This is a genomic window from Pedobacter paludisoli, from assembly GCF_052344095.1.
Classification (GTDB): Bacteria; Bacteroidota; Bacteroidia; order Sphingobacteriales; family Sphingobacteriaceae; genus Pedobacter.
In genome coordinates this window covers 3,871,698-3,893,764 of the sequence record NZ_CP179926.1, presented here as the reverse complement: position 1 = coordinate 3,893,764, position 22,067 = coordinate 3,871,698, and the positions used below count along the sequence as shown (strand labels likewise).

Sequence of the window (22,067 nt, the reverse complement as noted above, 5' to 3'; positions counted from 1 at the left end):
ATTTGAATTGCGAAGGTACAAAAATTCAATTAAACGATGCGTAGGGAAAAAACGTTGTTTAACGCTACGTTATTTACTTGGTGTGCGTTTTACTGCTGTGATGTTTACAAACAAATTACCCGACTTGTCTGTGCCGAAATCTACTTTTTCAATCATAGACTTACTCGCAAGGAAACCTTCTTTGGATGCGACCGGCTTACCGTTTATCAAAATCAGTCCTCGATTTCCTTCAGGCACTTTATAGAACTTAAAAAACTGATCTAAGTTCATAATTTCAGCATCCTTTTTAAAAAAAAGATTAATACCCTGTAAGTTTTTTTCTTTTGAAGTGCCTATGTCATTAGGCCCTATTCCCCTCACAGTTATCGAGCTTATCTCTTTTGGGTCTATTAATTGCCCCATTAATACATCCAAAGGTCGGCCATCCACATACATTATTACAGGTGCTTTTTGTTTCGCAACGGCTTTGGTTTGAGCAAATGCGCCCTTCACTGAAAGCAGAAAGGCAATAATAATAAGGAAATTTTTCATTCGAGTTTAATTTAGATTAGTGAGCCTAAGTTACAATTCAGAAACCAAATTAGTCACTGCTTTATTTACTTTTTCAAAACCAAATTGACTTAAAACACTTTGCATCGAAGCCGAAATTTGCTCGTTGCATAAATTCCCTATACTGCCTTCATGCGTGTGATTTAACTGACTAGAAGGAGCGAATGTTCCGTTCTCAATTTGCTCACCAACTATTTTGTAGGCTTCTCTAAATGGAACACCTTGCAAGGCTAAATCGTTAACCACTTCTACACTAAACAAGTAATCGTATTTTTTATCCTTTAAAATATCGTCTTTAATGCTGATGTTTTGAAACATAAACGTCGCAATCTCCAAACATTCGTTTAAAGAAGTAATCGCTGGAAAAAGATTCTCCTTTAGCAATTGTAAATCGCGGTGATAACCCGATGGCAAATTGGTAATCATCATCGCAATTTCATTTGGCAATGCCTGAATTTTATTGCAACGCGAACGAATCAATTCAAAAACATCAGGATTTTTCTTATGTGGCATAATGCTCGACCCTGTTGTTAGCTCTGCCGGAAAACTAATGAACCCGAAGTTTTGATTGATAAACAAGCAAACATCCATTGCCATTTTGGCTAAGGTTGCGGCTACTGCACTCATGGCTTGTGCCAAAATACGCTCCGTTTTACCTCTACCCATTTGCGCGTACACCACGTTGTAATTTAAGCTCTCAAAGCCCAATAACTCGGTGGTTAAGGTTCTGTTTAATGGAAACGAGGAGCCATAACCCGCAGCCGAACCCAATGGGTTTTTATTGGTGATTTTCCAAGCTGCCAACATCAATTCTAAATCATCGGCCAAACTTTCTGCATAGGCACCAAACCACAAACCAAAAGAAGAGGGCATGGCAATTTGCAAATGCGTATATCCCGGCAACAATTTATCTTTATGCGTATTGCTTAACGCAATAAGTTGATTAAATAACGTAGCCGTTTGGCCTACCATATCTTCAATGCACGCACGGAAAAATAATTTCAAATCAACCAAAACCTGGTCATTCCGTGAACGGCCACTGTGAATTTTTTTACCAGCCTCGCCAATGCGTTGCGTTAGTAACCATTCCACTTGCGAGTGTACATCCTCTACACTATCTTCAATGGTAAAATTTCCGGCCTCAATTTCCGCATAAATATTTTTCAATTCTGCCTGAACCGTTTTCAATTCATCTGCAGTGAGTAAATTAATGCTTTCCAACATTTGTGTGTGCGCCAAAGAGCCCAACACATCATATTTTGCCATTTGCAAATCCAACTCACGGTCTTTACCTACAGTAAAGTTTTCTACAAATTGATTTACATCGATATTTTTTTGCCAAATTTTCATTGTAATTACTAAACGCTTAAAAATGCTTTGCAAAAGTACAAATAACTAACAAGTATTTTTAATAAGCATGTATGCTGTTTATGTAGCTCTTTACAAGGCCTTAACCCAAACACAACCCATTCATTTAAAGGTTATTATTACATTAACATCTTACTGAAAATTTTGATTTCTTACACGAACCTTTAAATTTGTAGCCAACGGTTCAAATCTTAATCCTTATTTTAATTACTATTTATGCAAAGTACAACAAAAGTAAACTCCGAAAACATCCAAGCAAACATTGATAGAATTTACAATAAAGCAATTGATTATGCGCCTCAAATTGCCAGCTCAATTCTTTCGGCTGTCATTATCTTTTTTATTGGTGTTTGGCTCATCAAACTTATCAAAAAAGTAATCAACACCATTTTTGAAAAACAAAATCTCGACATTTCATTAAGGCGTTTTCTGAGTAATCTTATCGATTGGGCTTTAAAAATATTATTATTTATTATTGTTACCACCCAATTAGGTGTACAAACTTCGGCATTTGTGGCCATTATAGGTGCTGCAGGTTTAGCCATAGGTTTAGCGCTGCAGGGCTCATTATCTAATTTTGCAGGCGGTGTGCTTATATTAACGCTTAAACCTTTTAAAATCGGCGATTTTATTTCTACCAACAACGGCGTATCTGGTACAGTAACACTAATAGATATTTTTAATACCAAATTAAAAACTCCACAAAACCAAATGGTTGTTGTTCCCAACGGAAATTTATCGAATAGCAACATCACCAATTTTACCGAATTGGGTACGCGTAGAACCTGGTTTGATATTGGTATTTCATACAATGCGGATATAAATAAGGCCAAAGAAATTTTAATGGAAGTTGTTAAAAACAACAAATTTGCTTTCAAGGACCCTGAGCCTCAAATTATGGTGACCGCCTTAATGGATAGCTCTGTAAACATATCGGTTCGGGTAACAACCGATAACGATAATTTTTGGACCATGAACGAACAATTAATTATCGATTGTAAGAAAGCATTGGAGAACGCAGGAATTGAAATTCCGTTTCCTCAACGCGATGTACACCACTACAACCATCCATAAAAACGCCTTTAAAAAGCAAAATCCCGCAAAAATTATATCTTTTGCGGGATTTTTTATACGAAATAATTTAGTCCGAAAGGATATTCTTTTCTAGCAAACCACAGGTTTTAGCATCGCAATATATCCTTCAATACCTTGTCTAATTTCATCAACATACAAAAATTCATCTGCCATATGCGAGCGACCAGAAAAACCAGGTCCACATTTCAACGAGGGAATAGATAGCAAAGCCTGATCTGAAGTCGTTGGTGAACCATAGGTTTCTTTACCCAAAGCCACGCCCGAAATCACAATCGGATGGTTTTTATCAATTGACGATGGCTTTAACCGTACCGAGCGCGGTTTTACTTCGCAGCTTACATGTTGCTTAATAATTTCTACTACTTCTTCATTGGTATAGGCATCCGTAACACGTACATCAACTGTAAACGTACAATTAGCCGGCACTACATTGTGCTGCGAACCAGCATTAATAATGGTTACCGTCATTTTTACAGGCCCAAATACTTCCGATACTTTCGGAAACTGATACGTACGGAACCATTCTATATCAGGCAAGGCTTTGTAAATGGCATTTTCGCCCTCTTCTCTTGCGGCATGCCCAGCTTTTCCGTGTGCGGTACAATCTATAACCAACAATCCTTTTTCGGCAATGGCTAAATGCATTTCGGTAGGCTCGCCAACAATGGCAAATTCCAGTTCACCCAAATCTGGGATAACCAATTCCAAGCCATCATTTCCCGAGATTTCTTCTTCAGCAGTTGCAGCCAAACAAAAATTATATTTTAAACCTTCTTGCTCATAGAAATATAAAAAAGTAGCAATTAACGACACCAAGCAACCGCCTGCATCGTTACTGCCCAAACCAAATAGTTTTCCATCTTCTATCGCCGCATCGTAAGGATCGCGCGTATAGCCCGAATTAGGTTTTACCGTATCATGGTGCGAATTCAACAAAATTGTTGGCTTACTCGCATCAAAATATTTGTTATATGCCCACACATTATTCAGCTTTCTATTTACTTTAATCCCGTGTTCACCTAAAAACTGCGCAATTAAATTTGCCGTTCTATCTTCTTCTTTACTCAAAGACTGAATGCGGATCAAATCACGCAACAACTCAGTACTTTCTTTAATTAATTTTTCAATCATTTTTGTTATGCTTAAAGCTTAAAGCCTAAGGCCAAAAGCTCATTCAACTATCTCCTTTAAGCTTTTAATTTTAACCCTCTTTCGTGTACAAATTTCCTGCTTTTAAGGCCGATAATTTAATTCCTTTTATTAACGACGAACTAAAGCCGTTATGTTCCATTTCATTTAAACCAGCAATGGTACAACCTTTTGGCGACGTTACTTTATCTATTTCTGTTTCAGGGTGTGTAGCATTCAACAAAAGTAAATCAGCTGCGCCTTTTGCCGTTTGCACTGCCATTTTCAGCGCTTCATCGGCATGAAAACCAATTTCTACACCACCTTGCGATGCCGCACGAATAGCACGTAAGAAAAATGCAATTCCACACGCACAAAGTGCTGTTGCCGAAGTCATTAAATCTTCGTTTATCTTCACCACCGAGCCCACTGTTTCAAACATCCGCGTCACATTAGCAATATTTTCGGCCGAAGCATTATCGCTTGCCATACAGGTCATCGATTGGCCAATCGCAATGGCTGTATTCGGCATAACACGAATCACTTCTATATCAGCACCCAGTTTCTCGCGAATAGCCGCGCAACTTACCCCCGAAATAATCGAAATAACTACATGCTTTTTCGCATCAATTACCGACTCCACTTCATCCAAAACACCATTCAATTGTTGAGGTAAAACCGCCAAAATTACAATATCCGCATCGGCAACCGCTTGCTTATTGTTATTGCTAACAACAAAGCCATTTTCAGCATACACCTTTAAATAATCTATATTTCTACGCGTTAAAGTAATCGTGTCAGCTTTTGCAAAATCGGCCTTCACTAAGCCTTTCGCTAAAGAAAGACCAATATTTCCGCTCCCAATGATGGCAATTTTTTTCATGTTTATGAGTCTTATTTGGTTTAGGTATTTTTTATCTATTTGAAAAGCAAATCGCTACACTTATGAACGTACAGTCCTGCTATCCGTTACAAGTTTTGTTTCCCTCAACACCCTAGCCATCGCAAACAAAAGCTTTTCACTACTATCAGGTTTAGGTGGCCAAAAATTAGCCTACAGACCGGTTCCTTGTCCGTGCCAACCAATCAAAATCTATTCTTTTATTTCAACATTTTGGTGCCAAAAGTACCACTTGCTAATTCGTTTAATTCATCGGCTTTGCCAATGTAAACCGCCGAAACTCCTTTTTTAATCGCTTCAAAAGCATTGTGCAATTTCGGAATCATACCTCCCGCAACTGTACCATCTGCTTTTAAATCCTCAAATTCATTGGCTTTAATTTCCCGTACCACCGTCAAATCATCGTTCACATCTTTCAAAACCCCTTTTTTCTCAAAGCAATACACCAAGCTCGTTTCATATAACCCCGACATCGCTATGGCGATACCCGATGCAATAGTATCTGCATTGGTATTGTAAAGTTGGCCCTCTTTGTCGTGCGTAATCGCACACAAAACCGGTACTAAACCTGCTTTCAATAAATTATCAACCGTGTCCACCGAAACAGAATCTTCCAACAAATCACCTACATAGCCGTAGTCGATTTCCTTCACCGGACGTTTTATCGCACGAATAATGTTTCCATCTGCACCCGTTAAACCAATGGCATTGCTACCTTTTGCTTGCAATTGTGCTACTATATTTTTATTAATTAAGCCCGCGTAAACCATGGTTACCACGCGCAAGGTTTCGATATCGGTTATACGACGTCCGTCTACCATTTTGGCCTCAACACCCAAAGTAGCGCTTAAATCGGTTGCTACTTTACCTCCGCCATGCACCAAAATTTTTTCGCCTGGCAAAGCAGTAAAATTTAATAAAAACTGATGCAACTTCTCAGAATCATCAATTACATTCCCCCCAATTTTTACAATCGTTAGTTTTTGCATCTTTTTGAGTTTTAACTACAGATAAGCCGTAAAAAGCTCTAAACCGCTCACGTTATACCTTTCGTCCGATTCTTACATTTTTTCTAACATTTCTTTAATTACCGCCTGAGCTGCCCATAACCTGTTTCCAGCTTCGTGAATGACCAATGAATTTGGTCCATCTAAAATTTCAGATGACAATTCCAAATCGCGACGAACCGGCAAGCAATGCATTACTTTTGCATCGTTGGTAATTTTCAATTTTTCGTTGTTCATCATCCAGCCATCCGGATACGTTAATACTTTACCGTATTCTTTATAGCTACTCCAGTTTTTCACATACACATAATCTGCCCCTACCAATGCTTCCTCCAAATTGTATTCGATTTTCGCATTTGGTGTAAATTCTTCCGCTAACTCATAACCTGCAGGATGAGCTATGGTAAAATCAATCATTCCCTCTGCTTGTGCTTGGCACATCCATTCAGCAAACGAATTGGGTACCGCTTGTGGCAAGGCTTTCACGTGAGGTGCCCAAGCCAAAACAACTTTAGGTTTTACACCTGCTTTTTTAACCCAGGTTTCATGAATGGTAATAATATCTGCAAAACTTTGCAAAGGATGGCGCGTAGCGCTTTCTAAGCTTACCACCGGCACCGCACAATACTTCACGAATTTATTGAAGAAATCTTCGCTATAATCTTCTTCGCGACTTGCTAATTTCGGGAATGAACGCAAACCCAAAATATCGCAATATTGCCCCATTACGGCAGCCGCTTCTCGAATATGCTCAACCGTAGTACCGTTCATTACGACACCGTCTTGCGTTTCTAAAGCCCACCCCTCCTTATCTAAGTTCATAACCATTACGTTCATCCCTAAATTTAAAGCCGCCTTTTGCGTACTTAATCGGGTTCTTAAACTTGGGTTCATAAAAACCAAACCTAATGTTTTGTTTTTACCTAAATGTTGATGTGCATACGGATTTGCTTTTAATGCGAGTGCATCATTTACCATTTCTTTGATACTCGGAATATCGTGTACGGATGTGAACAGTTTCATTTTAGTTATAAGGTATTAAGGCGTATGGTATAAGGTTATTTACCTTCGCCAGTTCTTAAAAATTTCAAAAAAGAAATTAGCATTGCCCTAACTTCATTAATTGATTTATTTACTTTTTTATAATCTTCTTCGTTTATGTATTTCAATTCAAAAGCACATAAACAACAATAATCTATTTCATTGGTTGAGCCTAAAGCAATATTAAGAAAACGAGCAAAATCCCTATCTGTAAATCGGCCGCATCCTTCCACAATATTTAATGGAATAGATAATGACGCCCGTGTTAACTGAGACGTCAATTCAAACCGTTCTTCTTTTGGAAATCGGATAGCGATATGTTTCTTTATGAACATATTCAATTCATGCGCCCTTTTCCAAACTTCTAATTTTTGATAATCTCTCATTTCATTGAACTTAAAAGTAAAACAGAAATAGGGAGTTTTCTCTAAATTAGAATTCTTTAGTCAATTCTAAGCATACTTGCACTTTTTCTAATCCTTATGCAATTTCGCTCATTTGCTTTTAATCGTTAGTGTCCAAACCTTAGACTTTAAAGCTTACACCTTAACCAACCTTCCAAACGCCGCCAAAAATTCATCAGCATGCTCCTTTGTTAAATTTAAAGCCGGTAATAAACGAATTACATTTGGTTTAGCTTCACCTGTAAAGATAAAATACTTAAACAAAAGTTCTTTCTTCACATGCGCCAATGTTTCTGGTAATTCAATACCAATCATTAAGCCGCGTCCACGGACTTCTTTCACTTGCTCAATTTTTTTAAGTTCAGCAATTAAATACGCCCCAACTGTTTTTGCGTTTTCCAGCAAATTATCTTTTTCAATGGTTTCCAAAACGGCCAATGCAGCTGCACACGCCAAATGATTTCCACCGAAAGTTGTTCCTAATTCACCATGCCAAGGTTTAAATTTTGGTGCAATTGAAATTCCTGCAACCGGAAAGCCATTCCCCATACCCTTCGCCATTGTATATACATCCGCTTCAACACCTGCATAGTCGTGAGAATAAAATGAACCCGTACGGCCATACCCACATTGAACTGAATCAGCGATGTACACCGCATTGTATTCATCACATAGTGAACGGATTTTTTGCAAGAAACTAACCGAAGCTTCTTTAATTCCGCCAACACCTTGAATTCCTTCAATAATAACCGCAGAAATTTCATTCCCTTGCGCTTTAAAAGTTTCCTCCAAAGCCACTTCATTATTAAAAGGCAAGAAAATAACATTCTCCGTTTGATTTACCGGAGCAACAATTTTAGGGTTATCTGTTACAGCAACCGCCAAGGAAGTACGTCCGTGAAAAGCACCCGAAAAAGCGATTACTTTTTTGCGTCCATTATAAAAAGAAGCCAACTTTAACGCATTCTCATTTGCTTCTGCACCCGAGTTACATAAAAATAATTGATAATCGGTTTTGCCAGAAACTTGACCCAATTTTTCAGCCAATTGAACTTGCAAAGGAATTTTAACCGAATTCGAATAAAAACCAACTTTGCTCAATTGTTCGGTTAAACGGGTTACGTAATGTGGGTGGGTATGCCCAATGGATATTACAGCGTGACCGCCATATAAATCTAAATATTTTTGACCATTTGCATCCCAAACATGACTGCCTGATGCATTGGTTATTTCTATATCGTTAAGAGGATAAACGTCGAATAAATTCATTTTTTTTTTAGGTTAAAGCCTGAGGGAGGGAAGGTAGAAGGTATATTTTACCTAACCTTTTGCTCCGCCCCTCAAAAATTTAATAAATGCGATTAACATCGCTTTAATTTCATTTATGCTTTTATTTACCAATGCGCATAATTCTTCATTGATATAATTTAAATCTCTTATCAAGATAAAAGCATATTCTACTTCTTTTGCAGAGCCCAGTGCATTATCCAGATAACAGGTAAAATCTTTATCTGTGTGTTTACCACTTCCCTCTACAATGTTTAATGGAATAGAATAGGTTGCCCGCCGAATCTGTTGCGTTAATGCAAACCTTTCTTCAATGGACATTACTGAGAGGATTTCCGTATAAACCTGAAGGGTAAATAAATGTGCTTTTTTCCAAACATCTAGTTTTTGATAATCTCTCATTTTTTTACTTTTAAAGGCATTCTCCTCTTACCCTTTATCGTTGTACTTAAATTGCCATTATTTAATGTCCTCTAATTTTAGGCCAGGTTCCATGCCCTTCTATCCTTCAGCCTTCCAGCCCTCAACCTATTACTTAAAACCCAATCGCTTTCAATTTAAGCCCTGCTGTTTCATCCAAGCCAAAAAGTAAGTTCATATTTTGAACCGCTTGTCCGCTTGCACCTTTCAACAGGTTATCAATAATGCTGATAATAAACAATTTGTTACCATGTTTTTCCAAATGAACCAGGCATTTATTGGTATTGACTACTTGTTTTAAATCGATGTTTCGCCGGCTCACATGGGTGAACGGATGTTCGGAGTAATACGCTTCGTAAATTGCTTGAGCCTCTTCCAAAGTTAAATCGCTCTCTAAATACATCGCTGCCAAAATCCCTCTTGTAAAATCGCCTCTTTGTGGGATAAAACTAATGGATTGGTCAATATTGGCTTGCAATTGCATTAAGCTTTCGCCAATCTCGTTTAAGTGTTGATGCTCGAACGCTTTGTAAATGGAAAGGTTATTATTTCTCCAACTAAAATGTGAAGTGGAAGATAAACTTTGTCCAGCACCGGTCGACCCAGTTGTTGCATTAATATGTAGTTCGCTATTAATCAATCCTTTTGCTGCGAGCGGCAACAAGCCTAACTGAATACAGGTTGCAAAACAACCCGGATTTGCAATATTTTTAGCCGATTTAATTACCTCGTGGTTTAATTCCGGTAAACCGTAAACAAACTCACGGTTTCCGATTGATGAGTGGCGATTTAATCTAAAATCCTGTGAAAGATCGATTATTTTAATGCTATCATCTATGACATTTGCATCCAAAAATTTCTGGGCATCTCCATGTCCAACACACAAAAACAGCACATCAATATCTTGTGAAATTTCATTTGTAAAACGTAAATCAGTATCGCCAAACAAATCACTATGTACCTCCGAAACCAAATTACCGGCATTGCTGGTACTATTTACGAAAGCAATTTCTACTTGTGGATGATTGACCAAGATGCGTAACATTTCGCCTCCTGTATAACCTGCACCACCTATTATTCCTACTTTTATCATTTTTTTAGGTTTGAGGTTTAAGACCGAAGGTTTTATGGCGCTTTAACCTTACGCCTTTCTACCCTACCTTAAACCTTCGAGGCTACGCCTCGTTGTTTACTTTATGCCAAATCATTACTTGATTTCCGAAAATTTTCGAGAAACCTTTAACATCTTCACCGCTCCAAGCGTTGTTCATTTCGCCATAGCTACCAAACTTATTGCTCATTAAATCGTGGTTCGACTCAATACCGATAATATTAAAACGATATGGCAACAATTCAATAAATACTTTACCAGTTACCACTTTTTGCGTATCCGCCAAAAAGGCTTCAATATTGCGCATAATTGGGTCGTGGAATTGCCCTTCGTGCAACCAGTTACCATAAAACGATGATAATTGCTCTTTCCAGCTCAATTGCCATTTTGTTAAGGTATGTTTCTCCAATGTATGGTGTGCTTTGATAATTAATACAGGAGCAGCTGCTTCGAAACCAACACGCCCTTTAATCCCGATAATGGTATCTCCCACGTGAATATCACGACCAATGCCATACGGTTGTGCAATGGCTTGCAACTTTTGAATTGCTCTTACCGGCTCCATTACTTCACCATCAACCGCCACTAATTCACCTTGCTCAAACGTTAATTCAACTTTACGCGATTCCGTTTCCGAAACCTGCGTTGGCCAAGCACTTTCAGGTAATGTATCGTGTGAAGTTAGCGTTTCTTTTCCACCCACCGATGTTCCCCATAAACCTTTGTTTATTGAATATCTTGCTTTCTCGGCACTATATTCAACACCATGTTTAGCTAAATACTCTATTTCTGCTTCACGCGATAATTTTAAATCGCGGATTGGCGTAATAATCTCAACATCTGGAATAAGGATATTAAAAATCATATCGAAACGCACTTGGTCGTTACCTGCTCCGGTGCTACCGTGCGCTACATAATCAGCACCAATTTTTTTAACATAATTTGCAATAGCAGTTGCTTGGCTCACACGTTCAGCACTAACTGAAAGTGGGTAGGTTGCATTTTTCAATACATTACCAAACACCAAATACTTAATGCAGCTATTGTAGTAATTCTCTGTTTCATCTACCACCGCATGCGATTTTACGCCCAAAGCATATGCTCTTTTTTCGATTTCTTGCAGCTCTTCATCTGAGAAACCACCGGTATTCACAATAACAGAGTGCACTTCTAATCCGCGATCTTCTTTTAAATGAATACAACAAAATGAGGTATCTAAACCTCCGCTAAATGCTAAAACAACTTTTTTCATGCTATTTGTTAAATAAAAAGGTAAATAAAAACAAAAATACGTTTAGTCCCGATTTTGGTTTAGGTTTTACAACTAAACGCTGTTTAATGCGCATAAAGCGCTCGTATAATTTGGGTTTCTTTTCTAATTCCTCGGCAAACTTTTTTGCTGCTTCATGTTTTTGCGTAGCCGGATCGTATAACATAGCTGTACACATACAGTTCTTACGGTCCTTCATTTTCAAAATTTCGAAATTAACACAGCTTTGGCAGCCTTTCCAAAATTCTTCATCTTGGGTAAGTTCCGAATAGGTTACGGGCTCGTATCCTAAATCAGAATTTATTTTCATCACGGCCAAACCAGTGGTTAAACCGAATATTTTTGCTTTCGGATAAAGTGTTCGAGATAAATCGAAAACTTTTTGTTTGATTGCATGCGCCAAGCCAGCTTTTCTAAATTTTGGCGATACAATTAAACCCGAGTTGGCTACAAACTGCCCATGACTCCAGGTTTCGATATAACAAAAGCCGGCCCATGTTCCATCTTTATGAAACGCGATAACCGCTTTGCCTTCTTCCATTTTACCTGAAACATACTCTGGCGAACGCTTTGCAATGCCTGTTCCTCTGGCTTTCGCCGATTCTGCCATCTCGGTTACAATTTCCTCAGCAAACACTTTATGCTCGGGAATTGCTACCTGTACTATAAAATCATTAATATCCATTCGTTTTCTAACGAAAAATTAAGGTATCTTGTTAATTGGGTTTTTAGAGAGGATCAATTCCTCGTTACGTTTAGTAAAGACCTACTAAATACGTGGGGTAAAATTTTGCCGACTTATGGGGTAATAAAATACGGGCTGGAAACGATTAATAAACACCTCATTCCCAAACACAATTTGTGCTGAAAAAATTGAAAGTTTATTTAAAAATTGTTTAATCATTTCTTGCGTATTAAAACGGCTTTAACTCTATTGAGGTGCAAAGGTTTAAATAAAATTTGAGTTACACAATATTATGCACATTTTTTTATCAAATTATGGCATTTTTTTTGAAAATCTGACTCAATTAAAACATAGCTCAAAACTTCGCTTAAAAAGCCCTTATTTTATAACCTTTAGAAGATGTAGCACTTACCTCTAAAAAATCAATTAACTTACATATATAAAAGTAAAGTATTTAGTGTTAAATTAATTTTACTTTTCTTTACTCATATTTTAAATTTTAACACCTTTTAACACGATTTTATATTAAACAATCGTATATAAACTCAATATTTGTATATTAATTGAATACTATGTAGCATTCAATTTATTTTTTGCGTTTAAAGAATATACAACCGATAATTATGAAAAATTCTACTCCTCTTTTTTTGAAGAAAACTACTTACTATGCACTTACGGCAGCAATTCTATTGGTAAGCGGACTCAGCTCTTGCTCGAAAAGCGAGGATACCACTACAACCTTAAATGCCTTAAGAGTAATCAATGCATCGCCCTCAACTGCTACGTATAATGCCTATGTTGGTGGTACGCGCATTAATTCGGCCGCTTTACCTTTAGGCGGTACTGTTTCATATTCACAAAGAGAAACCAACAATTACACCATTAAATTTACATCAGCCAGCACAACTGAAAGCTTATATTCAAAAACGATATCCCTTGCACCTAGCTCATTTCAATCTTTTTATTTAATAAATAGGCCAAATGCATTGGACGGCCTATTCATTACCGATGATTTAAGCATTCCGGATGCCAATAAAGCCTATATCCGTTTTGTGAATCTTTCGCCCGATGCTCCCGCTCTTGATTTAGTTAAAAAAGATGCCACTACTGCATTAATCGCCAACAAAGCGTATAAAGTAGCTAGCGGATTCGTAGCTGTTGACCCTGGAGCTTACAGTTTTGATGCAAAAGAAAACAGTTCTGGCACCGTTAAGGTAAGCTCAAGCAGCGTAACGCTTGCTGCAGGTTATCATTACGACATAGTTTGCTTAGGCCTAGTAACCGCAACAGGAAATACCGAACGTGGATTAGACCTTCAAACACTTATTCTGAAATAATTATCGGTTGAACCGAAAAAAATACGCCAATAAATCAGGATTACCGGTCATTAGGCCGGTAATTATTTCCATTCCTAAAACGGAAAAAGTAATACCATTCCCACCAAACCCAAGAACAAAATAACTATTGAGGAACTTGGGATGAGCGCCAATATAGGGCAGTCCGTCCTTTGTTTCGCCAAATGTTCCGCACCAACTAAAATCTTGCAGATACGTTAACTCAGGCATGATATCCCCAATCTGACCAATGAGTTTAGTCGTTTTTTTATCTAAAAGTAAATCGCGCTTTACAGGGTCTTTAAAATCCTCATCGGCCCCACCAACCAATAATCTATTATCCTCTGTAGTCCGAAGATACAAATAAGGAGAGGCTGTATTCCAGAATAAGGTATTTTTTAAATTTTGCTCCAATAGGTCATTCTGCTCACTTACCATGGCAAAGGTACTTTTCAGGTTCACTATTTTTTCAGGCAATAGCTCTTGGGTTTCGTAACCTGTACAATAAATCACTTTTTTAGCATAAATCTTTGCACCGCTTTCAACCTCGGCCAATACCCCTTCTTTTTCTGCTCGCGTGGCATTCAACATTGTTTTATCGTATACCTTCAATCCCTTTTTGACATTATATGCTAATAAATCATGTGCTAACTTAAAGGCATCCACGCTTGCACCATCTTCTGATAAAATTCCTCCCGCTGCTTTCAATTTGTAAGCAGCCCAAATAACCTTACTACTAAGCCATTTAACGTTAAAGCCATAATACTTTCTGCTTTCAAATTCCTGTTTAAGTAGTTCAATGTCTTTTTCGTCAGCAGCAAAATAAAGCGATTCTTTTCTTTCAAATCCTGCGGTAGATTTTATCGCTTGCACAATATCCTCTAATTTGTAAATCGCATCGCGACAAGCCTTGTAAGCAGCTACAGCACCTTCTTCCCCTATCAGTTCAATTAATTGACACAAAGGAACATCAATCTCGTATTGCAACATGGAGGTTGTGGCCGATGAACTTCCGTTAACCACTTCTCTTTTATCAATTAGAACGGTTTTAAAACCTTTTTTTACACATGCATGTGCCATTAAAGCACCAGTTATTCCAGCTCCTACTATCAAAACATCTGTTTCAATATCCTTTTGTAAGGATGGATAGCTATTGATTAACCCATTTTTTACTAACCAGTAAGGTTCGTTGGACCGTATTTTCATCGTGCTAATTTTAAAAACAACACCCAACAACCAGTTTAGTTTGCTTAAAACAATCTGAAGCACGCTATAGCAAGCCCGAATATTATTTAGAATTACTTAAAATAATTTGGATAAGACATATTTTGCTCGTTATTTTGCGCTGTTTAGAATAAATCCAAATAAAATCAACATGAATAAACTTCAACCCTTATTTTTAACGTTCTTACTTAGCATGCTTAGCATACTCTCATATGCACAGCAAAACGCCATTTTAAAAGGCTACATTACCACTTCAAATGGTAAACCTGCAGCTTATATTTCAGTGGGTTTAAAAGGAAAAGGTATCGGAACCACCTCAGATGAGAATGGAAAGTTTACTATTTCTAAAATTAAGCCTGGAACCTATACCGTTAAAGTTTCTGCAGTTGGGCTAATTGCCATTGAACAAACTGTAACGGTGATTGCTGGAGAAACCAAAAATATCGATTTTGTTTTAAAAGAAAATGACCAGAGGTTGGAGGAAATAACTATCCTAAGTGGAAAAAGGAACAAATTTGCCACAAAAAACAGCGAATATGTTGCCAAGTTACCTTTAACAAATCTCGAAAATCCGCAGGTTTACAACACCATTTCGAAAGAATTAATGGAAGAGCAAATGATTACGAACATTAGTGATGCATTAAAAAACACATCAGGTTTGGATAAATCATGGACTTCTACCGGAAGACCAGGTGATGGAGCAACCTATTATAATTTAAGAGGTTTTACTACGCAAATTGCGTTAGTTGATGGTATTGCAGGCTTAACAAACGCCGATTTAGACCCTGCTAATATTGAAACCATTGAAGTAATTAAAGGCCCATCTGGAACTTTATATGGTGGTGCTATTACCAACTTCGGTGGCTTAATTAATGTAATTACAAAAAAACCCATTGATACAAAAGGAGGCAACTTTAGCTACCAAACAGGAAGTTTCGGTTTAAATCGCTTAACCGCTGATGTATATGGCCCAATTAACCAATCTAAAAAATTATTGGTAAGATTTAACGGAGCATACACCAAACAAAATAGCTGGCAAGATGCTGGTTTTGGAAAAACCATGTTCTTTGCTCCGGCTTTAGAATACAGAGTGAACGATCGTCTAAAATTAAATTTAGCAGCTGAATTTTATAATTATGAGGGCACCAATCCGTTAATGGTTTTCTTAAATAGAAGCAGACAACTGATTGCCCGTACACCGGATGAACTAAATTTCGATTTCACTAAATCATACACGAGTAACGATTTAACCTTTACTACTCCTACTGTAAACGTTCACGGCCAATTATCTTACAAAATTTCTGACCAATGGATTTCGCAAACAAATTTCGCGCAAAACAGTCGTCAATCTAAAGGAAACTACCAATATGTAATGTATTTAGGCACCACGGATGATGTATTATCGCGTATGGTGGCATTGCAAAATTCTACCAGTACCGCAGCAGATATTCAACAAAATTTTATTGGAGATTTTAAAATCGGAGGTATCAGAAATAGGATGATCATTGGCTTAGATTACCTAAATCAAACCACCAACAATAGTAACTCTCCTTATATTTTATACGATTTAGTAAACTCGGCTAGTAACCCAGCAAACTACATCAACATTTCTAAAGACCAAGTTGACGCAAAAATTGCCGCCTCTACACTTGGAACTACCGCTGCTAATTCCAATTCAAAAACAAGCACCGCTTCTAAAGTGTACAGTGCGTACATTTCGGATGTCGTAAACATCACCGACGCACTTTCTGCTATGCTTAGCGTACGTGTTGATCGTTTCGACAATAAAGGGACCTACAACCAAGCAAATGGAACAACTTTAGGAACGTATAAACAAACAGCCGTTTCACCAAAATTTGGATTAACCTATCAATTGTTTAAAGATCAAGTTTCGTTATTTGCAAATTATATGAACGGTTTTAGAAACGTTGCTCCGGTTGTTCAACCTTTGGCCGATGTTTCTGGAACTTTTAAACCACAGCAAGCCAACCAAATTGAAGGTGGTGTAAAAGCCGATTTATTTCATAATAAATTAAACTTAACGGCTAGTTATTATAACATTGAAGTTAAAAACATGACCCGTGGCGAGTCAATCAATGTGAATGGCACCAATTACAACATTACCGTTCAAGATGGAACACAGTTAAGCAAAGGCTTTGAATTAAGTTTAAATGCTAACCCACTACCTGGATTAAATTTTGTTGGCGGATACAGCCATAACAATAGCAAAATGACAAAAGCTGCAGCAAGTGTAGAAGGTCGTCGTCCTGTTAGTGCGGGCCCAGAAGATATGGTAAATGCATGGTTAAGCTATAGCCTTACAAACGGAAAACTGCAAGGCTTAGGATTTGGCTTAGGCGCTAATTACAATAGCGAAAATATTATTACAAATTCACTCGCAACTGGCATTTTCACCCTTCCTGCTTATACCGTTTTTAATGCAACAGCTTTCTACAATACCAATAGCTATCGCTTGGGTCTTAAAGTTGACAATTTAGCGGATACAAAATATTACAAAGGTTGGACTACTGTAGAAGCGCAAATGCCAAGAAGCATTGTTGCGAACATAAGTTTTAAATTTTAAGCACAAAACTTTAGGTCTCTGACCAAATAAACTTTCGATTGCACAGATGAACCCGATAACGCTAAATTAAATAGCGCTATCGGGTTTTTTAGTTTACCTCCAACAACCAACACTACACACTCAAAATCAACCTGTTATAAAATAGATAGGTCATTTTATTTGCTTATTTAGAATTATTCAAAATAATTTGCAATAATCAATTATAGACCGTTAATTTGCGTCGTTTATAATTAATCTAAATAAAAAAATATGAATAAACTTAGACACCTACTTTTTATCCCCATATTATGCATGACCATCATTTTTGCATATGCCCAACAAAGTTCAACAATAAAAGGAACTATTACTACATCAGATGGTAAACCAGCGGCTTATATTTCTGTAGGCTTAAAAGGAAAAGGCTTAGCCAACATTACAGATGAAAACGGCTTTTATGAATTAAAAAAAGTGAAACCAGGAACGTACATTTTACGCGCATCAGGAGTTGGTATTCAAACTACCGAAAAAAAAATTGAAGTAGTCGCTGGGGAAAACCAAACGGTTAATTTTACTATCAGCGAAAGTTTAAACCAATTAAATGAAGTAAATATCAACAAAATAAAAGGGAATAAATACGCAACAAAGAAAAGTGAATATGTTTCTAAAATGCCGCTTAACAACCTAGAAAACCCACAGGTTTATACAACGATATCCAAAGAAACAATCAACGATCAATTGATTTTTTCTGTTGATGATGCCACGCGCAATGCAACCGGCATCCAAAAAATGTGGGAGTCGACCTCTCGTGGTGGCGATGGTGGGGCATATTATGCGTCTAGAGGTTTTATTGTACAAGCAAAACTTAGAAACGGACTAGCAGGTACAGTAACCAGTAGAAACGATGCTGCTAACTTAGAAAGTGTAGAAGTAATCAAAGGCCCATCTGCTACATTATTTGGTAGCACTTTAACCTCATATGGCGGTTTAATTAATCGTGTTACTAAAAAACCTTTTGAGGGCATTGGTGGTGATGTAACCTACTCAACGGGCAGTTACGATTTAAACAGGCTAAGCACTGATTTTAATTTCCCAATTGATAAAAAAAATAAAATCTATGCGCGCTTCAATGCTTCTTATAATTATAGAGGCTCTTTCCAAGATAATGTTTACGACAGAGGAACCTTTTTAGCCCCTAGTATATCGTATAAAGTGAACGATAAATTAGATTTTTTAGTTGATGCCGAAATTGCAAATGGAACAAATACATTAAAACCATTTGTTTTCTTTTACTTTCCAGTAGCACAATTAGGCTTCGATAGAGCAGATCAATCAGGGATAGATTATAACAAATCTTTTATTGGCAACGGACTAAAACAAAGATATAATAGTAGCAATTTCTTCGGACAAGCGAATTATAAATTTAACGAAAATTGGTCTTCGCACACCAACTTCTCAAGTAGCTATAGTTTCTCAAACGGTCGTGGATCTTATTTCTTCTTAGTACCAAATAGTTTCTTTAACCCTGCTGCGGCTCCTGGAGCAGAATATTTATCAAGAGCAGATCAATCAACAGATAAAAGCAAAAGTTATACCTACGAAGTTCAACAAAATTTTAATGGTACATTTCACCTAGGTTCAGTCAAAAACAGAGTGGTAATTGGTTTAGATTATTTACGTCAGAACAATGATCAATTATTTTACTCGATTAATACGTTTGATGTAACGAATAAAAACGGGAATGACCCTAACTATAACGATTTTAACGAAACAAATTTAGCTGCTTTTTATGCCGCAAACACCAACAATCCTGGTGTTATATTTAATTATCCTGTTAATAATATTTCTAACACATACAGTGCATATGTTTCTGATGTAATTAACTTAACAGATAAGTTAATCGCTTCAGCAGCCATTCGAGTTGATCGTTTTGATAATAAGGGAAACTCTAACCGCATGAATGTTCCTAGAACAGGTGGATATAAACAAACAGCATTCTCTCCTAAGTTTGGATTAGTGTATCAAGTAATCAAAGATCAAGTGTCGCTTTTTGCTAATTACCAAAACAGTTTTAACAATGTTAACGGCATTGATTATAAAGGTGATGCTTTTAAACCAGAGCAAGCAAATCAAATTGAAGGTGGTATTAAAGTGAGTGCTTTTGGCGATAAATTAACTGGATCGGTATCGTATTACGATATTAAAGTTAAAGATATTGTTAGAGGATATAATCAAGATCCCTCAAATCCAAATGCGCAAATCCAAGATGGTAATAAAATAAGTAAAGGGGTTGAAGCAGAAATTATCGCAAATCCATTAAAAGGCTTAAATATTATCGCCGGTTTTGCCTACAACGATAATTATTTAAAAAATGCTTCCGCTGATGTAGAAGGTAGAAGAGATGCTTACTCAGCAGCCCCTTATTCCGCTAACCTATGGATTAGCTATAAACTGGTTAATGGCTCGCTAAAAGGACTTGGTTTAGGTGTTGGAGGAAACTATGCTAGCGACAACAAAATTGTAAATAGCGTTAGCTCTGGAGTATTTATCCTTCCTGCTTATAAAGTTTTTAATTCTTCGCTATTTTATGATCACAGCAGATTTAGAATCGGCATTAAAGCAGATAACTTTACCAACCAAAAATATTGGACTGGTTATTCTACAATGAACCCTCAAGATTTGAGAACCTATACTGGTAGCGTTACCTATAAATTTTAAAAACTCGCTCTACAGAAATTGACTCTAATCAATTTCTGTAGGCTTTTAACTTAAACCCGAATATCATGAAAACAAAATTATCTCTTCTTTTAATTCTTCTAACCTTTAGCCTTACGCAGGTTTTTGCTCACGCTTTATGGATAGAAACCGCAAGCCAAGGAAAAAAAGGCCAAACACAAGAAGTAAAAGTATTCTTCGGTGAATATGAAAGCAAAGAACCCGATACGGCTGCTAAATGGTTCAGCAATTTAAAGGAATTTAAATTATTGCTTATTGCACCAGATGGAACAAGTAAAGTAATAAACAGCACAGCCGATGTACTTTTCCACAAAGCTAGTTTCACTCCAGATCAAGATGGAACCTATAAATTAGCTGTTGTACACGAAGTTGCAGCAGTTTATGAACATGCTAAAATTGAATATTATGCTTTCGCCGATGTTTCAGTAGGAAAAGCAAATACTAACACACATTTCCCGAAGGATGCTTTATTAACCATTCAGGCTGATAAATCAGGCAATCAAATGCTTTATAAAAAAGCTCCCCTTGCGAAGCAAAAGTTAACCGTTATAAATCCTGACTATACAAAACAAGAGCCGGAAACCGATGCAAATGGTAAATTCACTTTTCAAACAACACAAAAAGGTAAATACTTTGTAGAAGCGTTTACAGAAGAGAAAGTTGCCGGAAAATTAAACAATAAAGACTTCGAGAAAATCTGGCACTTGGTAACGTACACTACTCAAGTAAAGTAGTTTTATCATCTGTTAAGAAAAAAATCAAAAATATAAATCCATGAAACTATTTAATCATACCCTTATCTTAAGCAGTCTAATTGCTTTAGCTGCAAATGCTCAAACAAAGTTAGAACAAGATAGAAAAGCCATCAAGGCCTTAGCAGGTTTTTATGAAGTAAACTTCAACTACGCCGAAGTAACTGCCCCTGACACGGCCTATAAATTCTCAAAACCGTATGAAGCACACGGAAGCGAATGGGCTGAAATTATTGTTGACGAACCTAAACGCATCGTTATTCAGCACATGCTTGCCATTAATGATACTACCGTCATTAAACACTGGCGCCAAGACTGGACCTATGAGGACACGGACATCATGATGTACACACAAGATAATGCTTGGAAAAAAGTAAAATTAAATCCAGCAGAAGTAAAAGGGAAATGGACACAAAAAGTCTATCAAGTAGACGATAGCCCACGCTACCAAGGATACGGCGTTTGGAGCCATGTAGGTGGTCACGATTCGTGGCAAAGTGTAACCGATTCTCCTCTTCCTCGTAGAGAGCACACTATCCGCAAAGACTATAACGTACTTAATCGTGGTACCAGAATCACGCTAACTCCTCAAGGTTGGATGTTTGAACAAGACAACAAAAAAGTAGTACGTTCTGCCAATGGCGATAAAGTATTAGCCATTGAAAAAGGATATGAGGAATTCACTAAAATTGATGCAAAACAATTTGCTTATGCACAAAAATGGTGGTCGAACCAAGAAACCTACTGGGCAGATGTTCGTAGCGTATGGTCAGATGTAATTGCAAGCTCTCCAAATGCACTAAAGGTACAAACCATCGTAAATGGTAAATTACTTTACGAAGCATTATTCTCTTTAGGTAATCAATCCGTTAAAGAAAAATGGTCATCAAGCCAAAACAAAGAAAAAATCAAAGCAGCATTAGTGCCATATGTAATAAAAAGCTAAACTTTATTACACACACACTAAACGGTCAATTTCGAAAAGAGATTGGCCGTTTTTTTTGAAAGAACAATCACTGACCTATAAATAGTTATTCAAATAATAAGTAAATGCTATAAAATATAAACAACGTTTAAACTATCGAACAAATACAAACAACTATCTTTCAGAGCATAAAAAAAACACAAACCAACTAAAAGTTGCTCATATTTCCACTATCGAAAAATAACTAGAATACACAATTACCCATCTCAC

19 protein-coding genes are annotated in these 22,067 nt (G+C 37.1%); 6 read left to right on the top strand and 13 right to left on the bottom strand.

The window, feature by feature from the left end; all coding sequences use genetic code 11:
• Positions 1-69: 69 nt before the first annotated feature.
• Both ACJVDK_RS16025 and argH read right to left on the bottom strand, forming a co-directional pair.
• Complete coding sequence (locus ACJVDK_RS16025) at positions 70-531, bottom strand: hypothetical protein (protein WP_443937675.1); 462 nt, start codon at positions 529-531, stop codon at positions 70-72.
• 30 nt (positions 532-561) lie between these two features.
• The gene (argH, locus tag ACJVDK_RS16020) at positions 562-1,899 is read right to left on the bottom strand and encodes an argininosuccinate lyase (RefSeq protein WP_443937674.1); all 1,338 of its coding nucleotides are present in this window, start codon (positions 1,897-1,899) and stop codon (positions 562-564) included.
• Positions 1,900-2,133: 234 nt separating this feature from the next.
• Between argH and ACJVDK_RS16015 the strand changes: the two genes are divergently transcribed.
• On the top strand, positions 2,134-2,991 hold the full coding sequence (locus tag ACJVDK_RS16015) for a mechanosensitive ion channel family protein (RefSeq protein WP_443937673.1): 858 nt from the start codon (positions 2,134-2,136) through the stop codon (positions 2,989-2,991).
• 90 nt (positions 2,992-3,081) lie between these two features.
• On the opposite strand, the gene ACJVDK_RS16010 is transcribed toward ACJVDK_RS16015, so the two are convergent.
• The 10 genes from ACJVDK_RS16010 to ACJVDK_RS15965 form a co-directional block, all read right to left on the bottom strand.
• Positions 3,082-4,143 carry a M20 family metallo-hydrolase gene (locus ACJVDK_RS16010; RefSeq protein ID WP_443937672.1) on the bottom strand — a complete coding sequence of 354 codons (1,062 nt, stop codon included), beginning with the start codon at positions 4,141-4,143 and terminating at the stop codon, positions 3,082-3,084.
• Between the two features lie 70 nt (positions 4,144-4,213).
• Positions 4,214-5,023, bottom strand: coding sequence for a pyrroline-5-carboxylate reductase (gene proC, locus ACJVDK_RS16005; RefSeq protein ID WP_443937671.1), 810 nt, complete (start codon positions 5,021-5,023; stop codon positions 4,214-4,216).
• A gap of 218 nt (positions 5,024-5,241) precedes the next feature.
• On the bottom strand, positions 5,242-6,030 hold the full coding sequence (gene argB / locus ACJVDK_RS16000; RefSeq protein WP_443937670.1) for an acetylglutamate kinase: 789 nt from the start codon (positions 6,028-6,030) through the stop codon (positions 5,242-5,244).
• Between the two features lie 72 nt (positions 6,031-6,102).
• The gene (locus ACJVDK_RS15995) at positions 6,103-7,071 is read right to left on the bottom strand and encodes an acetylornithine carbamoyltransferase (RefSeq protein WP_443937669.1); all 969 of its coding nucleotides are present in this window, start codon (positions 7,069-7,071) and stop codon (positions 6,103-6,105) included.
• A 35-nt stretch (positions 7,072-7,106) separates the two neighbouring features.
• Positions 7,107-7,475 (bottom strand): four helix bundle protein, encoded by a 369-nt coding sequence (locus ACJVDK_RS15990; protein WP_443937668.1) that lies wholly within the window; start codon positions 7,473-7,475, stop codon positions 7,107-7,109.
• A gap of 153 nt (positions 7,476-7,628) precedes the next feature.
• Positions 7,629-8,762 carry an aspartate aminotransferase family protein gene (locus tag ACJVDK_RS15985; protein WP_443937667.1) on the bottom strand — a complete coding sequence of 378 codons (1,134 nt, stop codon included), beginning with the start codon at positions 8,760-8,762 and terminating at the stop codon, positions 7,629-7,631.
• A gap of 51 nt (positions 8,763-8,813) precedes the next feature.
• Positions 8,814-9,182 (bottom strand): four helix bundle protein, encoded by a 369-nt coding sequence (locus ACJVDK_RS15980; RefSeq protein ID WP_443937666.1) that lies wholly within the window; start codon positions 9,180-9,182, stop codon positions 8,814-8,816.
• 133 nt (positions 9,183-9,315) lie between these two features.
• Entirely contained in the window at positions 9,316-10,293 is a 978-nt protein-coding gene (gene argC, locus ACJVDK_RS15975; protein WP_443937665.1) for an N-acetyl-gamma-glutamyl-phosphate reductase, read from the bottom strand.
• 82 nt (positions 10,294-10,375) lie between these two features.
• The gene (argG, locus tag ACJVDK_RS15970) at positions 10,376-11,563 is read right to left on the bottom strand and encodes an argininosuccinate synthase (protein WP_443937664.1); all 1,188 of its coding nucleotides are present in this window, start codon (positions 11,561-11,563) and stop codon (positions 10,376-10,378) included.
• A 1-nt stretch (position 11,564) separates the two neighbouring features.
• Positions 11,565-12,266 carry a GNAT family N-acetyltransferase gene (locus ACJVDK_RS15965; protein ID WP_443937663.1) on the bottom strand — a complete coding sequence of 234 codons (702 nt, stop codon included), beginning with the start codon at positions 12,264-12,266 and terminating at the stop codon, positions 11,565-11,567.
• A gap of 623 nt (positions 12,267-12,889) precedes the next feature.
• Between ACJVDK_RS15965 and ACJVDK_RS15960 the strand changes: the two genes are divergently transcribed.
• A complete protein-coding gene (locus tag ACJVDK_RS15960; protein WP_443937662.1) occupies positions 12,890-13,603 on the top strand; it encodes a DUF4397 domain-containing protein in 714 nt (237 codons plus the stop codon).
• Here the strand turns inward: ACJVDK_RS15960 and ACJVDK_RS15955 are convergent, their stop codons facing one another.
• Positions 13,604-14,806, bottom strand: a complete 1,203-nt coding sequence (locus ACJVDK_RS15955) for an NAD(P)/FAD-dependent oxidoreductase (protein ID WP_443937661.1) — start codon at positions 14,804-14,806, stop codon at positions 13,604-13,606.
• A gap of 169 nt (positions 14,807-14,975) precedes the next feature.
• Between ACJVDK_RS15955 and ACJVDK_RS15950 the strand changes: the two genes are divergently transcribed.
• The 4 genes from ACJVDK_RS15950 to ACJVDK_RS15935 all read left to right on the top strand — a co-directional run bounded on the left by ACJVDK_RS15950 (position 14,976) and on the right by ACJVDK_RS15935 (position 21,818).
• Entirely contained in the window at positions 14,976-17,408 is a 2,433-nt protein-coding gene (locus tag ACJVDK_RS15950) for a TonB-dependent siderophore receptor (RefSeq protein WP_443937660.1), read from the top strand.
• Positions 17,409-17,657: 249 nt separating this feature from the next.
• The gene (locus ACJVDK_RS15945; RefSeq protein ID WP_443937659.1) at positions 17,658-20,102 is read left to right on the top strand and encodes a TonB-dependent receptor domain-containing protein; all 2,445 of its coding nucleotides are present in this window, start codon (positions 17,658-17,660) and stop codon (positions 20,100-20,102) included.
• A gap of 65 nt (positions 20,103-20,167) precedes the next feature.
• Positions 20,168-20,854 carry a hypothetical protein gene (locus ACJVDK_RS15940; RefSeq protein ID WP_443937658.1) on the top strand — a complete coding sequence of 229 codons (687 nt, stop codon included), beginning with the start codon at positions 20,168-20,170 and terminating at the stop codon, positions 20,852-20,854.
• Between the two features lie 40 nt (positions 20,855-20,894).
• Positions 20,895-21,818 carry a DUF6607 family protein gene (locus ACJVDK_RS15935; protein WP_443937657.1) on the top strand — a complete coding sequence of 308 codons (924 nt, stop codon included), beginning with the start codon at positions 20,895-20,897 and terminating at the stop codon, positions 21,816-21,818.
• Positions 21,819-22,067: the final 249 nt, after the last annotated feature.

Bases quoted from the DNA above. Each gene is read 5' to 3' on its own strand.
- ACJVDK_RS15945 (WP_443937659.1), top strand. From the start codon at position 17,658: ATGAATAAACTTAGACACCTACTTTTTATCCCCATATTATGCATGACC.
- ACJVDK_RS16015 (WP_443937673.1), top strand. From the start codon at position 2,134: ATGCAAAGTACAACAAAAGTAAACTCCGAAAACATCCAAGCAAACATT.
- argG (WP_443937664.1), bottom strand. From the start codon at position 11,563: ATGAAAAAAGTTGTTTTAGCATTTAGCGGAGGTTTAGATACCTCATTT.
- ACJVDK_RS15940 (WP_443937658.1), top strand. From the start codon at position 20,168: ATGAAAACAAAATTATCTCTTCTTTTAATTCTTCTAACCTTTAGCCTT.
- ACJVDK_RS15965 (WP_443937663.1), bottom strand. From the start codon at position 12,266: ATGGATATTAATGATTTTATAGTACAGGTAGCAATTCCCGAGCATAAA.
- argC (WP_443937665.1), bottom strand. From the start codon at position 10,293: ATGATAAAAGTAGGAATAATAGGTGGTGCAGGTTATACAGGAGGCGAA.
- argB (WP_443937670.1), bottom strand. From the start codon at position 6,030: ATGCAAAAACTAACGATTGTAAAAATTGGGGGGAATGTAATTGATGAT.
- argH (WP_443937674.1), bottom strand. From the start codon at position 1,899: ATGAAAATTTGGCAAAAAAATATCGATGTAAATCAATTTGTAGAAAAC.
- ACJVDK_RS15980 (WP_443937666.1), bottom strand. From the start codon at position 9,182: ATGAGAGATTATCAAAAACTAGATGTTTGGAAAAAAGCACATTTATTT.
- ACJVDK_RS16025 (WP_443937675.1), bottom strand. From the start codon at position 531: ATGAAAAATTTCCTTATTATTATTGCCTTTCTGCTTTCAGTGAAGGGC.
- ACJVDK_RS15960 (WP_443937662.1), top strand. From the start codon at position 12,890: ATGAAAAATTCTACTCCTCTTTTTTTGAAGAAAACTACTTACTATGCA.
- ACJVDK_RS15985 (WP_443937667.1), bottom strand. From the start codon at position 8,762: ATGAATTTATTCGACGTTTATCCTCTTAACGATATAGAAATAACCAAT.
- ACJVDK_RS15990 (WP_443937668.1), bottom strand. From the start codon at position 7,475: ATGAGAGATTATCAAAAATTAGAAGTTTGGAAAAGGGCGCATGAATTG.
- ACJVDK_RS15995 (WP_443937669.1), bottom strand. From the start codon at position 7,071: ATGAAACTGTTCACATCCGTACACGATATTCCGAGTATCAAAGAAATG.
- ACJVDK_RS15950 (WP_443937660.1), top strand. From the start codon at position 14,976: ATGAATAAACTTCAACCCTTATTTTTAACGTTCTTACTTAGCATGCTT.
- proC (WP_443937671.1), bottom strand. From the start codon at position 5,023: ATGAAAAAAATTGCCATCATTGGGAGCGGAAATATTGGTCTTTCTTTA.
- ACJVDK_RS15955 (WP_443937661.1), bottom strand. From the start codon at position 14,806: ATGAAAATACGGTCCAACGAACCTTACTGGTTAGTAAAAAATGGGTTA.
- ACJVDK_RS15935 (WP_443937657.1), top strand. From the start codon at position 20,895: ATGAAACTATTTAATCATACCCTTATCTTAAGCAGTCTAATTGCTTTA.
- ACJVDK_RS16010 (WP_443937672.1), bottom strand. From the start codon at position 4,143: ATGATTGAAAAATTAATTAAAGAAAGTACTGAGTTGTTGCGTGATTTG.